A 15,241-nucleotide genomic window follows, 5' to 3' on the forward strand; every position below is an offset into this window, starting at 1 on the left:
ATGCGCGCCCTGAACGTCAAACTCCTGCGCGACCTGTGGTCCATGAAGGGGCAGATGGCGGCCGTGGCCCTGGTCATGGCCTGCGGGTTGATGGTCATGATCATGGCCCGCGGGCTGGTCAGGTCCCTGGAGGCGGCGCGGGACGAGTACTACGCCTCCCACCGCCTGTCCGACGTCTTCTGCGACCTAAAGCGCGCCCCGAACTCCATGAAGGCCCGTCTACGCGAGATCGACGGCGTGGCCGCCCTGGAGACGCGCGTCAGGGGCACCCTGACCCTGGACCTGCCAGGCCTGCGCGAACCGGCCGACGGCTTGGTGCTGTCCCTGCCCGACGGCCGCGAGACCGAGGTCAACCGCCTGCACCTGCGCCAGGGACGCCTGCCCGAACCCTACAGCCCGGACGAGGTCGTGGTCAGCGAGCCCTTCGCCAAGGCCCACGGCTTCGTGCCCGGCCACACCCTGGAAGCGACGGTCTACGGGGCGCGAACAAAGCTTCGCATCGTCGGCGTGGGCATGTCGCCCGAGTACGTCTACGAAACCCGGCCCGGCGAGACCGTGCCCGACAACCGCCGCTACGGCACCTTCTGGATGAGCGAGGGGGCCCTGGCCGACGCCTTCGCCCTGAGCGGGGCCTTCAACAGCGTCGTCCTGACCCTGGCTCCCGGCGCCGAAACGGGCCCCGTGAAGAAGGCCCTGGACCGCATCCTGGCCCCCTACGGCGCGCTGGTGGCCTTCGACCGCACCGAGCACGTCTCGACCAAGCTCATCGACGACCGCATCGCCATGCTGCGGGGCTTCGCCATCGCCTTCCCCATCATCTTCCTGTCCATCGCCGCCTTCATGACCAGCGCGGCCCTGACCCGGCTGGTGCGCCTGCAGCGCGAGCAGATCGCCCAGCTCAAGGCCTTCGGCTACTCCTCCTGGGCCGTGGGCATGCACTATTTCCAGTTCGCCCTGGCGGCCGTCGCGGCGGCCACGCTGCTCGGCTCCGTGGTCGGCCTGTGGCTCGGGGAAAACATGGTGGACATCTACCGGCGGTTCTTCCAGTTCCCGAACCTCGTCTTCCGGCCCGACTGGCAGGCCCTGGGCCTGGCCCTGACGGCCAGCGCGGGCGCGTCCTTCGCCGGCGTCCTCGGGGCCGTGCGCCAGGCCGTGAACCTGCCCCCGGCCGAGGCCATGCGGCCCGAGCCCCCGGCGCGGTTCGAGCCGTCCTTCCTGGAGCGGCTGGGCCTCATGCGTCTGCTCTCGCCCGTGCAGCGCATGGCCCTGCGCAACCTGGAGCGCAAGCCCTGGCAGGCCTTCTTCACGGCCTTCGGCCTGGCCATGGCCACGGCCATCCCCATGGTGCCGGGCGCCATGGGCGACGGCATCGACTACCTCATGGACTTCCAGTGGCGGCTGGCCCAGCGCCAGGACGTCACCGCCACCCTCATCGAGCCCGGCTCCCCGGCCGCCCTGCACGCCCTGGCGGCCCTGCCCGGGGTGCTGCACGCCGAGCCCTTCCGCGTGGTCCAGGGACGCATCGTCAGCGGCCTGCGGGAACGGCGGGTCGGCCTGACGGGACGCCTGCCCGACGCGCGCCTGAACCTGCTCCTCGACGCGCAGGGGCGGACCGTGGACCTGCCACTGTCGGGCCTCATGCTATCCGAGAAGCTGGCCGAGGTGCTCGACCTCGCGCCCGGCGACCCGGTGCGCATCGAGGTTCAGGAAGGCCGGCGCCCGGTGCTCGAGACCTTCGTGGCCGGGACCATCACCGATTTCGCCGGGGTGGGGGCATACATGGATTTGTACGCGCTGGGGCGGCTCATGGGCGAGGAGCGGGTCGTCAGCGGCGCGCACCTGACCCTGGACCCGGCCCGGCGCGACGAGTTCCTGCGGCGCGTGGACGAAACCCCGGCCATCGCCTCGGCCGTGTTCACCTCGTCGGCCCGAGAGAGCTTCCAGTCGGCCATGGGCGACATGATGGGCGTGGTGCAGACCGTGTATTTCGGCTTCGCCGTCATCGTGTCCTGCGGCGTGGTCTACAACGGGGCGCGCATCTCCCTGTCCGAACGGACCCGCGACCTGGCCACCCTGCGCGTGCTCGGCTTCTCCGAGGCCGAAACCACAGTCATCCTGCTCTCGGAGCTCGTGGTCCTGACCCTGGCCGCCCTGCTGCCGGGGCTGTGGATCGGCGGCGAAATGGCGCGGGTGCTGGTCATGACCGCCAACACCGAATCCGTGCGCATGCCGCTGGTGCTGACGGACCGCGCCTACGCCACGTCCGTGCTCATCGTCCTCTCGTCCTCCCTGGCGTCCTTCCTCGTAGTCGGACGCCGCATCAGGAACCTGCAACTGCTGGCCGTGCTGAAGGCCCCCGAATGAACACCACCCGCAAACGCCGCCCCTGGCGCACTCTCGTTCTGACCCTCGCGGCACTGGCCCTGGCCGCCCTCATCGTCGCGGGGCTGTGGCCCAAGCCCCTGCCCGTGCAGACGCGGACGATCTCGCGCGGGCCCATGACCGTCAGCGTGACCGAGGAGGGCAAGACGCGCATCCGTAGCCGCTACCTCGTCTACCCGCCCACGGCCGGTTTTCTGCAACGCGTCGGGCTGCGGGCCGGGGCGCGCATCGAAGCCGGGAAGACCGTGCTGGCCGAACTGACGCCCGAACCCGCGGCCTTCCTCGATCCCAGGATGCGGGCCGAGGCCCTGGCCCGGATCGACGCCGCCGAGGCCGCCGTCAAGGCGAGGCTGGCCGAGGCCCGGCGTACGGACGCGAGCCTGGAACTGGCGCGCACGGAGCTTCGGCGCATGGACGCGCTGCTCGCAAGCGGCGCCGTGGCCCGCCAGGAATGGGACCGGGCCGAGAACCAGGTGCGGGTCCTGGAGCGCGGGGCGCAGGCGGCTTCCTTCGCCCTGCAGGTGGCCGAACACGAGGCCGGCGCGGCGCGGGCCGCCCTGACCAGGGCCGCTACGCCGGGCCACGGCGAGACCGTGCCCATCCTGGCCCCGGTGGACGGGTACGTCCTGTCCGTCATGGAGGAGAATGCCAGGGCGGTGGCCGCGTCCACGCCCATCATGGAGGTGGGGGACCCCAACGACCTTGAGATCGAGATCGAACTGCTCTCCACGGACGCCGTGGCCGTGACGCCGGGCGCCCTGGCCCTCATCGAGCACTGGGGCGGCGAAGGGAGCCTGCGCGCCACGGTCACGGTGGTCGAACCCGGCGGGTTCACCAAGGTCTCGGCCATCGGCGTGGAGGAGCAGCGGGTCAAGGTGCGGGCCGAACTGGCGGACGCCCTGCCCGACGGCGTGATGCTCGGCGACCGCTACGGGGTGCAGGCGCGCATCGTCACCTGGCAGGGGGAAAACGTGCTGCAGGTTCCCACGGGCGCCCTGTTCCGGCGCGGCGGGGAGTGGATGGCCTTCGTGCTCGAAGGAGGCAAGGCGGTGCTGCGCACGGTCGATGTCGGCCGCGAGAACGGCCTGGAGGCCGAGGTGAGGGATGGGCTGAAGGAAGGAGAACGCGTCATCCTGCATCCGCCGGACACCCTCGCGGACGGGATGCGGGTCAGGGAGGAGGGGCGGCGATAACGGGACTTTCCCGTGTGAGTCGTCCCCCTCGGGCACCCCTCCTTGGCAGGAGGGGAGTCGGAGCGTTTGAACAGGTCGGGCAGGCTTTCCTCTTGCCTTTCCGTCATCCCGCCAAACCCTCGGTTCAAGCGTGTCGGGCGGTCTCCGGCGAGGGCCGTCGACTGTCTGACCGAGCCAGGCATCGTTTGCTTCCCGGCCGTGTCACGTTCGAAGCGCCACCCCATGACCAAAACTCAAGGCCGGGAAGCATTACGAGGCCCGCGAGGGAGTGTCGACGGACCTCGCCGGAGACCGCCCGGCACGCGGCCGCACTGATACCCCCCATCATACCTCGACGCGGCGTCATCTACGCAATTCAGTAATCCATCATACTCAAAGCGCCCAATATCACTCCCGGACCTTTCGTTTTACTGTCTCCCCCCAAAACAATGTTTGGCGCCCCTGGACGGGGGCAGGACACTGCAACGCGGGAGGCTGAATCGATGGAGGTCTTGAATTCCTGCGGCACGCTTCGACGTGTCGACAATCCGGACGAGTTTCTGCGGGACACCCGGGACAAAGAATGCGCGAACCGACTGCCGCAAGGAGGCCCTGGCACGGCTGAACCGGAATGAATCCAACGCGGGAGGTACCAATGACTTACCCAGGAATGCTCATTGCCTGCCCCAAGGCGAAACGAGTCGACTTTGCACTGGAGACACAGGGCAGCGAGCCGCCCGTGCCCCTGGCCGAAGGGGTGATGCATGCCTTCAGCGTCGCGGCCGATGGGGACGGGCCTGTTCCAGACCGTGGTCTGGCTGGGCCCCGACGACGACCCGCAGGCCACGACCGAAGGCTACCTCTGGCGCGACTGCGCCTACGCCCAGACCACCACGGTGCACCAGACGGGCGACCTCGATTACATGCCCATACCAGGCGGCCGGACATGAACCCGGGCCGAACAGACACCCGCGGCTGCCCCGCCGCCAGCGGAAACCCCATGTCCCGTGCGCAGTGCTGCACGCTGTGCGTCCTTGCCATCCTGACACTTCTTCTCGCCGGAGGTTGCAAAACCATGCAGCACACCACAACCAGCCAGCCCCCCCTGCCCGTGACCCTCTACCCCGTGGGGCGCTTCCTCTTCCCCGTGCCTCAGGGTTTGGAGTTCCAGGGCAGGAGCATCAAGATCAACCGCATGACCATCGAGGAAACGGACTGGGGCCGCGGGGACCGCGCACAACAGTTCCGGGACATGTGGGAACCGGTCCGCGACGAGGCCAGGAAGCACTACGACGTCTACAAGAACACGCCCGTAGTCCGCGGCGGGTTCGTCCAGGAGGACGTCAGCGAACACTTCGGCCACCCGGCCGTCCTGCTCTGCTACTCGGCCCAGAACGGCGCGCACTGGATCGACACGTTCGTGGCCATGCCGGACTGGATACTGCGCATCAAGGAGGAGACCGCCTATGAGATCGGCAAGGAATGCCTGGGCGAATTGAAAGGGACGACCCTGGACTTTTTCAGGCACTACCACACGGACAGGTCAGATCTACCGGCTGACTTGTTCTGGACGGGGAGGGGGTGGATGCGGGGTATGAAAACCCGATTCGAGAGAGTCAGCACCTCTGCACAACGCGAAGAGACTGAAACCGCATCGGCAATATCGCTACGCCTCAGGGCGTACACAATCTTAACTCCTGATGAACCGGCCAGATCAATCACTTCCATTCGAAAGATTCTCGAAGGGAATAAAATCGATCTCAAAATCCTGCGTTCACGCCAACGCCCCTTTGAGGGCATGCCTGGTTTGGAGGAAGTCTTTATTCTTAACGGGCATGAATGCAAAACCCCAAAATCAACATTATATGCTGAATGGGCTATTGAAGCAGAAGTCAAAAACTCACAAAGACCTGCAATTTACTTGGAGATGAGCTGTGACGCAGAAGCTCAGCACGACGCCCTGCGCATATGGGACGCAGCCATTGATAATTTCACATCCATTCAGGCATGGCACGCCAAGATGAAAGGAGACAAATAATGCATAACAATAAACCGAAAATACCCTACGACGATCCTCTGCGCCACAGAAAGACCCCACGGGAAATGCTCAAGGAACCTATCTGCACAGAATGCGAGGCCTGCAGGGACAACATCATCCAGGTCCAGCGCGACACCATCACCATTATCTTCGTGCCCGGCATCATGGGCTCAAAGCTGAAAAACCCCGACAATGCTCCCGTTTGGAATCCTGACGATCTATCGTTCATGTCGGGAAAATACATGAGAGCAACGCCAAAGGCTCGTTACGATCTGCTTATCGGCCAAACTCTGGCCATAATGAATCAAGTCACCAAGGACCACGCCGACTACTCCAAAGCCGAACAACGCGGATGGGGCAGCGTGGCCTGGAGTTTTTACGGGGACCTGCTGACCGCCATCCAGGACTGGGCGACGCCCCTCAAGGTACTGCTGGACCTGCCCGTCTACGCCTTCGGCTACAACTGGCTGGAGTCAAACCGCCTGTCCGGGGCGAAGCTCCGCGAATTCATCCACACCATCCAGGCTGAAAAGGTCATCCTCGTGACCCACTCCATGGGCGGTCTGGTGGCGCGCTGGGCCCTGGGCGGCAAAGACGCCGGTGACGTCGGCGACAAGGTCCTCGGCGTCATCCACGGCGCACAGCCCGTGCACGGCGCCCCGGTGGCCTACCGGCGCATGATCGCCGGGCAGGAGGTGGACGGCTTCTTCAACATCCTGGGCATGCTCGGCGCCAAGGTTCTCGGGCCCGACGGCCCGTCCATCACCGCCATCTTCCCCCACGCCGAGAGCGCCCTGGAACTCCTGCCCAGCCAGCACTACCGCACCAACGACGGCAGGCGGGAATGGCTGCACGTCCAGGATCCAGGCTCGCCGGACGGGCTTCAGTCCTACCCCAAGGCCGATCCCTACCGGGAAATCTACGCCAGAAGCAGCCATCGCGACTTCTGGGGCATGATCCACGGTGGCTGGTTCCAGCCGGACCCTCTGGAGGAAGGGGCCCTGGGCTGCGTGTTCCATGGCGAGGCGACAGAGGCGGATCCCGACTCCGAAATACGGGCCAGGATATTTCTGAACAGGCTGGAGACGGTTCGGAGTTTTCACGCCACAATCGGCGACTACAGCCACCCGCGCACCATGCAGCTCTTCAGCAGCGGCGGCCAGGACACGTGTTCGGAAGTGAGTTGGCTGGCCAGGGACGTGACCCTGACCGTGAAGCACCGCCAGGACGACATGCGCGGGGACAGGGACTTGCGGGACAGGTACTACGCCCTGCGGCACATCTCGGGCATCCTGGAACGCAACCGGGGCAACTACAGCGAGGTTTGTTGGGTCGAGGCCGACGGCACCCATGGCCCGGCAGTCCCCTGGGACACGCCCTTTGCGGAGCTGGATCGTGGGATCAAGGAAGGAAAACGGCTGTTTCTGCTGCGCGTGTCAGGGTTCGGCGACACCGGGCCTGGCATGGCCGACAAGGACATCTGTACTCTGGGCGACGGCACGGTCCCCCTCAGTTCGGCCACGGGCCTCCAGCCGGACTGCAACACCTGGGGCAACGCCACGCACACCCTTCCCTACTGGCACGGCGCCGAGCGCTCCATGATGGCCACCGGCTGCCCCACGACAAGCGAACATTCGGCATTCTTCGACAAGAGCGCCATCCAGGCCACCATCAACACCATCCACAACCTCTGTCTGGGCTGGCTTCGGGAAGAGTACAACTGAAACGGGCGGCGGAACAGCTCTCTCCTCTTGCTTTTCCACCATCCCGCCCTACGCTCGGTCCGAGCGTGCCGGGCGGTCTCCGGCGAGGGCCGTCGACTGTCTGACCGATCCAGGCATCGTTTGCTTCCCGGCCGTGTCACGTTCGAAGCGCCACCCTGTGACCAAATCTCAAGGCCGGGAAGCATTACGAGACCGGAGAGGGAGTTTCGACGGCCCTCGCCGGAGACCGCCCGGCACGCGGCCGCACTGAAATAAACCTACAAACCGTGCACAAACACCCTCTCCCCGTCCCGCAGCCCCCGGGCCAGTTCCGCCACATGGGCCTGATGGGTGAAGAGGATGACCTGGGTGCGGTCGGCCATGGCGGCCAGGGCCCGCAGGGTGGCGGCGCTCCTGGCCTCGTCGAAGTTGATGAGGATGTCGTCGACGATGAAGGGCATGGGCTCGGCGGTCCGCGCGCGCCAGGACAGGCTCGCCAGGCGCAGGGACAGGTAGAGCTGGTCGCGGGTGCCGGAGCTCATGCCGTCCACCCTGACCCGCTCGCCGCCGGGCCGCAGGCCCAGGATGACGGGCCTGTCGCTCTCGTCGATGTCGGCCTGCAGGCCGGCGAAGGACGACAGGGTCAGGTCGCGGAAGAGGTCCGAGGCCATGGACAGAAGCGGCCCCTGGTTGGCGGCGCGGTAGCGTTCGATCTCCGCGCGCAGCACCCCCGAAGCGACCTTGAGGCGGATGTAGCGGCCCGTCAGGCGCGAAATCGTCGCCAGGACCTCCTGCATCTCCTCGGCCACGCGGGCCGCGGCGTCGCCGCCGTCCATGCGCGCCAGCTCGTTCTTCTCCCGCCCGATGGCCTCGGCCAGTTCCTGCAGCCTCGGCTCGATCCGTTCCCTGAGCTCCAGGCGCAACTCGGCCAGGCGTCCTGGCAGCGCGTCGGCGTCGTGCTCGCGGGCCAATGATTCCAGATCGTCGAGGCTTCCGCCCTCGGCCATGCCGGCCAGGTCGGCCTCGACCTTGTCCGTTTCACCGCGCAGCTGGGACCAGGCGGCGAACCGCCGTTCGGCCTCGGCCATGCCTTCGTCGTCATCGACGCGCGCCTCGGCCCGCAGGGCGGCCAGCCCTTCCCCGACCACAGCCAGGTCTTCGGACAGGGAGCGGATTTCCCGCTCTGCCTGGGCCGCGTCTTCCTCCAGCCGGGCCCGCACGGTCTGCTCCCGCACCGCCTGGGCCAGGAGGGCCTTGAGGCGGCCCACGGCCAGGGCGGCGTCAAGATCCGCGGCGGCCGGGTCCACGAGGCGGCAGACCCCGCGCACGTCGTCCTCGAAGACCCGCGCGTCGCGGTCGATGCCGGCGATGCGCTTGCGCAGCACATCCTCCTCGTCGAGCTTGGCCAGACACTCCTGGACCGTCTCCACGTAGTCGGCGGCCTCCTCGGGTGATGCGCCGCCGGCAAGCCCCAGGAAAGCCATGGCCTCGGCCCAGGCTTCCCGCCACTCGTCGGCCTGCCTGCGGGCGGCGTCCGCGGCCACCTCGGCCTTGCCCACGGCCGACGACAGTTCGGCCACGGCCAGCGCCAGGGTTTCGCGCCTGACACGGCCCGCGCCCAGCGCCTCGGACACGGCCTCGGCCCGGCGCAGGGCCGGGGCCAGCTCCTCGCCGGTCCGGTCCGCGGCCTGGCCCAGGGCGTCAAGTTCGCGCAGCAGCAACTCGCGCAGCTCCGCGCGCCGCGTCTGGCGCACGGACAGTTCGGCGCGGGCCCGTTCCAGTTCCCCGACCTTGCGGCCGAGGTCGTCGAAATTCCCACGCCAGGCCCGCATCTCGCGCGGCCCGAGGGGCTCGATGCCGCACGGGGCCCACAGCTCACGCCAGCGGGCCAGAAGGGCCTCGCGTTCGGCCAGTTCCGCGGCAATGGCGGCCCGCAGCCCGTCCAGCGCGGACCTGGCGGACTCTATGCCGGCCAGCAGATGGGCATGCTTCTGGACCCGGTCGGCCTCCCGGTACATGCGGTCGGCCGTCTGGTCGGCTTTCGCCACCCACTGTTCATAGGCTTCAGGCAAGGGCCCTTCCTCCGCGTAGAGACGGCTTTCGGCCGCGATGTCCTCGCCGTACACCCATTGCCGCCGCAACAGGCTCCATCCCTCCTCGCGCCTGGCCCGGCAGTCGGCCAGCTCGGCCTCGGACGGGACCACGGCCGCGTGCTCGATGGCCCGAAGCTCGCGCTCCAGGGACTCCATGTTCCGGACGGCGCGCTCCTCTTCCTGGCGAAGGCGGCGCAGCTCCTCGTCACGACACTGCAGGGCCGTCTCGAATTCGTTGACGGTCTCGGGCAGGGGCAGGCGCAGGGACGATACGGCTTCAAGACTCCCCCGCCACAGCCCCAGACGCTCCAGCGAGGCCAGGCAGACGCCGCGCAGCCTCTGGCCGTCGGCCACGCGCTGACGCAGCTCCTCGTCCAGATCGCCGGCCTTGCGCGCGGCTCCGATGGCCTGCGCCAGAGCCGTTCCGTCGGCCTCCCGACCCAGCGCGGCCAGTTCTGCCCGGCGGCTCTCCAGCTCCCGCTGCAGCTCAGCCAGGCGCGTCCCGGCCTGCCGCACGCCCTGGAACACTGCCTCGTGACGCTGGGCCAGGGTCTGGACGGTCCTGCGCTTGGCCAGGCCCGGGCGCAGGCTTTCAGCCCGTTCCACGTCCAGTTCCGGCCTGACGCGGCGCAGCAGATGCGCCGCCTCGGTCTTGTACCCCTTGCGCATGCCGTCGAGGCCGGGGCGGTCCTCAAGGCCCTTGCGGTACGCGCCCAGACGCTGATGCAGGTTCTCGATGTCCTCGGCATGGTCGATGACGGTCCTGTCGGCGCCCAGGGCGGCCATGCGCTCCACGGTCTCCCGTCGCCGCGCCTCGGCCGCGTCCAGCCGCACGCGCAGGGTCCGGCCCTTCTCTTCCAGTGCGCGCCGACGCAGGCCGAAATCCTCGACCAGGGCAAAAACATCACCCAACTCCTGAAGCTTCTCCAGAAGCATCCGACGCCGGCTCAGGAAGGGCAGGGCCCGCTGCAGCCGCTCCAGGCGGTGCAGGATGCGGGTCAGTTCCGCACGGCGGGCGGACAGGGCGGCGACCTCCCCTTCGGCCTCGGCCAGGGCCTGGCTGTGCCGCTGCCAGTCGTGCCCGGCCAGGCTGGCGGACCGCAGCTGCGACTGCAGCTCCTTGTAGCGCGCCAGGGCTGCCGTCAGGGCCTTTGTCGAGGCGCGGGGCTTGAACAGGTCGTCGGCCTCGTCCTCCAGCCCCTTGAGCACGGACCGCAGAGAGGCGAAACCCGCCCCGGCGGCGAACAGGGCCTGCCCCACCTCCCCTTCCTGGTCGAGGATGCCCTGACCGCCGCGGACCAGGGTCTCGTGGTCGATGCCGTACATGGAGGAAAACATGTCCTGCCCCATGCCGTGCAGGAAGGGCGTAAGCGCGTCGGCCCCAAGGGGGCCGTCGGATTCGTCGAAGAGGTCGTTCTTGGCCTTCTTGCGGCGGCGAAAAGCCAGGGCCAGTCCATCGTCGCGGCGTAGGCGTCCGCCCACCAGAAGCTGGTCGTAGGCGTGCAGGAAATTGTCGCCCGTGCGCGGCGGGAAGCCGAAGAGCAGGGCCTGCAAGCCGCGCAGGGCGCTCGACTTGCCGGCCTCGTTGGGGCCGTGCACCACGTGCAGGCCTGGCAGGTCCGAATCAAATTGCAGGACCCGGCCGGTGAAGGGGCCGAAGGCCGCGAGTTCCAGGCGCTCAATCCGCATGGCGTCCCTCCTGCAGCCGGGCCATGAGCAGCTCCCGGACCTCGTCGCGGAGCGCGGCCATCCCCTCTTCGTCCGGGTGGAACGGGTCATCGGCGGCCAACAGCTCAGCCGGGAGGCGGCCGCGCAGGTGCTCGAACTCCGGCGCAAGGCCCAGGAGCGACCCGTCCAGCTCCAGTGCGGCCACGGCCTGCTCCAGCCCCGCCAAAGGCGAGTCCTCCTCGGGCAGGCCGGACGCAATCGGCCGGGTGGCCACCTCCAGCTTCTCCAGCCACACGTCGCCCAGGTCTGCGGCCAGGGCCCGCAGCTCCTCGCGCAGGTGCCCTCGGTCGCGGTGCAGGCCCGCGTGCAAGTCCGTGCGCCCTTCCAGGGTCACCCGCACGGCCAGGGGACGGCCGTCCGTCTCCCTGCGCTGTGCATCCAGCGCCTCGCGCACCCGGTCGCGCACCCCATCGGGGCCCGCGCAGCCCGTCAGGTCCACGCGGCAGGCCTCGAAGCGCAGCACATCGATATCGCGGAATTCCACGCCGCTGACGCGCCCGGACTCCACGGTGACCACGGCGCAGCCCTTGGGCCCGGTCTCGCGGATGTGCCGGCCCTGGATATTGCCGGGGAAGACGATCCACGGGTCGCGGCCGACAACCTCGCGCCGGTGGACGTGCCCCAGGGCCCAGTAGTCGTAGCCCCGGGAGGCCAGGCCCTCGACGGTGCACGGCGCGTAGTTCTCGTGGTTCGGCCGACCCGTCAGGCTCGTGTGCAGGAGGCCGATGTTGCACATGCCCGGCACGGCCTGCGGGTAGTCGCGGCTCAGGTCCTCGGACACGACGCGGCCGCCGAAGCTCTGGCCGTGCACGGCCGCGCCCAGGTCGTCGAAGGTCACGGTGGACGGCCTGCGGTGCGGGAAGAGGGTCACGTTGTCCGGCAGGCGCAGAGTGCGGGTCAGCTGGCTGGCGGCGTCGTGGTTGCCCGAAACCATGAGGGCGCGGATGCCCGCCTCGCGCAGGCGCCCCATGCGGTGGGTGAAGTAGAGGCCCGTGTTGTAGTCCTTCCAGTCGCCGTCGAAGAGGTCGCCGGCCAGGAGGACGAAGGCCGCCCCCTCCTCGATGGCCAGGTCGACCAGGTTGTCGAAGGCCCGCCTGGCGGCCCCGCGGATCTGCTCCACCGGGGCGTCGGGATAGGATTCGAGGCCCCGCAGGGGGCTGTCGAGATGGATGTCGGCGGCGTGGACGAAGCGGAACATGGAATCTCCGGCTTGTGGTTGCGATATGTTGTGCCGGTTCTTCGCGCGCCGGGTAGGCCCTATCCGGAGTACCGTCCGGAACCGTCCCCGCTCGCAACCGGCCGCGGGCGCTGGTATGTTGCCTCAGAAAAGAGGCATGGTCTGCCCGTTGACCGTCAGGCGCCCCTGGCTGAGGGAGGCCCGGCCCGTGATGTTCGTGCCGTCGCGCGTCAGGAACCCACGTGCCAGCAACGGCTCGACCTGATCGCGGAAACGCTGCCTGGCCAAAAGGTCCACGGCCTCGTCCGAAGCTGCGGGCTCCTCCCGGCGCACGTCCAGGCCCAGAAGGCCGACGAGCAGTTCCTCGGCGGCGGTCAGCTCGGCCTCGGCCTCGACAAAGGGCAGCAGGAGCAGCGGGTTGACGGCGGCCTGCCCGGCGGGGGCGTCGCTTCTGACCTGCAGGGAACCCGTGAGATCGCCCCTGGCCGTACCCAGACGCAGCCGGGAAATGCGCAGCTCGGGCTTGCCGGCCAGGAGCTTGCCGAAGAGGGTGACATACAGTTCCCCGACCTGCGCGGAGAAGGCGTCGGCGTCCACGCCGCCGGCGCCGGCCAGCAGGCGCAGGCGGGACTGGAATTCACTCAGGGCCAGGGCGTCGAGGTTCCTGGCCTCGATGTCGCAGGACAGGGGCCCGAACGCTCCCCCGCCGTACTCGACTCTGGCGATGTCGAGCTTCTGCAGAAAACCCGCCAGGTTGCCTTCGCAGCTGCTTTCCGAGGACAGACGCAGGTCCGTGACAAGGACGCTCTCGGCATCCGGCTGCGTCATATTGATGGACGCTACAGCGCTGTCGACCCGACCGACATAGACGAACGGCAGGGCCTCGACCAGGTCGAAGGAGCCTGTCAGGCCGTCCAGACCGACCCGGTCCCGGTCCGCGGCCAGGGACAGGCCGGGCAGGGTGAAGTCGCCCCGCAAAACGCCGGTCATGGGCTCATGGACGACGTTGAGCGTCAGCCCGCCCCAGGTCAGCCGCTCCCCTTCCCCGCCGTTCCTCTCGAAGGCCGGAACCGTCAGGTCCCCCGTAATCTCGCCGGAAAAGCCCACGCGCAGCGTGGATCTGGACTGGGCCAGCTCGGGGATTTCGGCGAACAGCTTGCCGACATCGTCGCCGGGATCGCCGGGTTCTACGACGCTCTCCATGGTGGCCAGGGCCGTATCGAAGGAAAAGCCGTCGAACAGATCCGGCATGGGCCCATGGCGCAGTTCATGGCGCAGCGTGAAGCGCACGGTTTTCGCCGCCGCGGAATCGCCGCCCCCCTGCTCCGCTCCGGGAACAGCGACCTCCACCAGCGTCGCGGCCCGGGACGCGAAGAAGCCGCGCTCGTAGGACTGGTTGGTCAGGGACACGGGGCCCGAACGCTCATGTTCCTTCAACAGGGAAAAATACTGCTCGCGGGCCTGGCCGCCGAGCAGATACGCGGCAGCGGCGTACGCCCCGGCGGCAAAGACCAGCAGCAGAACAAACAATCTTTTCATCGATCCTCCATATGTCCGGCACCATTCACATGCGGGCCGGATTCATCAGGGCGACAGACTTGCACATCGGGCTGGAGAAAACAACGGATTTGAGGCGGCTTGGGTCAATGCGCGAAAGGTCGGGAAAGGCGGCACAGGAAAAAAAGGCCCCCCCGGGAAAATGGATTCCCGGAGGGGCGTAAGGAGGGGGAGGCTCTTATCCTATTTCAGAACGCTCAGGGTCGCCTTGGCGATGGCCAGTTCCTCGTTGGTGGGGATGACGAGGATGGCGACCTTGCTGCCGTCGGCCTGGACCGCGATGGCGGTCTTCTTGCGTCCGGCGTTGCGCTGGGGGTCGATGCTGATGCCGAGGTGTTCGAGGCCGGCGCACACGCGTGCACGCACCTCGTCGTCGTTCTCGCCGATGCCGGCGGTGAAGACCAGGGCGTCGAGGGGGCCGGTCACGGCGTAGTAGGCGCCGATGTACTTCTTGATGCTGTAGACGAACATGTCCACGGCCAGGGCGGCCTTCTTGTCGCCGTCATGGGCGGCGGCGTGGATGTCGCGCATGTCGTTCATGCCGCAGATGCCCTTGAGGCCGCTCTTCTTGTTCAGGATGTCGTCGATCTGGCCCATGTCCAGGCCCTTCTCCTTCATCAGGAAGGGGATGATGGCCGGGTCGATGTCGCCGCTGCGGGTGCCCATCATCACGCCGGCCAGGGGGGTCAGGCCCATGGACGTGTCGATGCACTTGCCCTTGCGCACGGCGGCCATGCTGCAGCCGTTGCCCAGGTGCAGGGTCACCAGGTTGACCTCGTCCGCGGCCTTGCCGAGCATGGCAGCGGCCTGCTGGGCCACGTAGCGGTGCGAGGTGCCGTGGAAGCCGTAACGGCGGATGCGCAGCTCCTCGTACAGCTCGTACGGGATGGGGTACATGAAGGCCTGGGGCGGCATGGTCTGGTGGAATTCCGTGTCGAACACGGCCACCTGCGGCACGCCGGAGAAGAGTTCGCGGGCCACCTCGATGCCGACCAGGTTGGCCGGGTTGTGCAGGGGCGAGAGGTGGCAGTTGTCACGGATCTTGGCCACGACGTCGTCGTCGATGAGGGTGCTCTTGAACAGCGTCTCGCCGCCCTGGACCACGCGGTGGCCGATGGCGTCGATCTCGGCGGACGAGGCGATGACGCCCGTGTCCTTGCCCGTGACCAGGTCCACCACGGTGTGCATGGCGGCGCGGTGATCGGGGAACGGCATCTCCCGCTCCACTTCGGCCTGCCTGGCCTCGCCCGGCCAGTTCTTCTGGCTGACCTTGCCCATGGTTTCGCCGATGCGCTCCACCAGGCCGGTGGCCATGACGGAGCCGTTTTCCATGTCGAGAAGCTGGTATTTGAGGGAGGAGCTCCCGGAATTGATGACAAAAATCTTCATGG

Annotated in this window: 9 protein-coding genes; 5 read left to right on the forward strand and 4 right to left on the reverse strand. The window is 67.9% G+C overall.

The window, feature by feature from the left end:
- The 5 genes from ACZ5AC_RS08630 (at nucleotide 1) to ACZ5AC_RS08650 (ending at nucleotide 7,316) form a co-directional block, all read left to right on the forward strand.
- On the forward strand, nucleotides 1-2,364 hold the full coding sequence (locus ACZ5AC_RS08630; protein WP_464250539.1) for an ABC transporter permease: 2,364 nt from the start codon (nucleotides 1-3) through the stop codon (nucleotides 2,362-2,364).
- Nucleotides 2,361-3,575 (forward strand): efflux RND transporter periplasmic adaptor subunit, encoded by a 1,215-nt coding sequence (locus ACZ5AC_RS08635; protein ID WP_464250540.1) that lies wholly within the window; start codon nucleotides 2,361-2,363, stop codon nucleotides 3,573-3,575. The genes ACZ5AC_RS08630 and ACZ5AC_RS08635 overlap by 4 nt, the downstream gene beginning before the upstream one ends.
- 743 nt (nucleotides 3,576-4,318) lie before the next feature.
- Entirely contained in the window at nucleotides 4,319-4,504 is a 186-nt protein-coding gene (locus ACZ5AC_RS08640) for a hypothetical protein (RefSeq protein WP_464250541.1), read from the forward strand.
- 125 nt (nucleotides 4,505-4,629) lie between these two features.
- Nucleotides 4,630-5,592: a hypothetical protein gene (locus ACZ5AC_RS08645; protein ID WP_464250542.1), complete on the forward strand. Its 963-nt coding sequence runs from the start codon at nucleotides 4,630-4,632 to the stop codon at nucleotides 5,590-5,592.
- Nucleotides 5,592-7,316, forward strand: a complete 1,725-nt coding sequence (locus ACZ5AC_RS08650; protein WP_464250543.1) for an alpha/beta hydrolase — start codon at nucleotides 5,592-5,594, stop codon at nucleotides 7,314-7,316. The genes ACZ5AC_RS08645 and ACZ5AC_RS08650 overlap by 1 nt, the downstream gene beginning before the upstream one ends.
- A gap of 257 nt (nucleotides 7,317-7,573) precedes the next feature.
- On the opposite strand, the gene ACZ5AC_RS08655 is transcribed toward ACZ5AC_RS08650, so the two are convergent.
- The 4 genes from ACZ5AC_RS08655 to ACZ5AC_RS08670 all read right to left on the reverse strand — a co-directional run bounded on the left by ACZ5AC_RS08655 (nucleotide 7,574) and on the right by ACZ5AC_RS08670 (nucleotide 15,239).
- Nucleotides 7,574-11,077 carry an AAA family ATPase gene (locus ACZ5AC_RS08655; protein ID WP_464250544.1) on the reverse strand — a complete coding sequence of 1,168 codons (3,504 nt, stop codon included), beginning with the start codon at nucleotides 11,075-11,077 and terminating at the stop codon, nucleotides 7,574-7,576.
- The gene (locus ACZ5AC_RS08660; protein ID WP_464250545.1) at nucleotides 11,067-12,314 is read right to left on the reverse strand and encodes a metallophosphoesterase family protein; all 1,248 of its coding nucleotides are present in this window, start codon (nucleotides 12,312-12,314) and stop codon (nucleotides 11,067-11,069) included. The genes ACZ5AC_RS08655 and ACZ5AC_RS08660 overlap by 11 nt, the downstream gene beginning before the upstream one ends.
- A gap of 123 nt (nucleotides 12,315-12,437) precedes the next feature.
- Nucleotides 12,438-13,832 (reverse strand): YdgA family protein, encoded by a 1,395-nt coding sequence (locus ACZ5AC_RS08665; protein WP_464250546.1) that lies wholly within the window; start codon nucleotides 13,830-13,832, stop codon nucleotides 12,438-12,440.
- A gap of 201 nt (nucleotides 13,833-14,033) precedes the next feature.
- Entirely contained in the window at nucleotides 14,034-15,239 is a 1,206-nt protein-coding gene (locus ACZ5AC_RS08670) for an acetate kinase (protein WP_464250547.1), read from the reverse strand.
- Nucleotides 15,240-15,241: the final 2 nt, after the last annotated feature.

This window comes from Desulfomicrobium aestuarii, assembly GCF_055385525.1.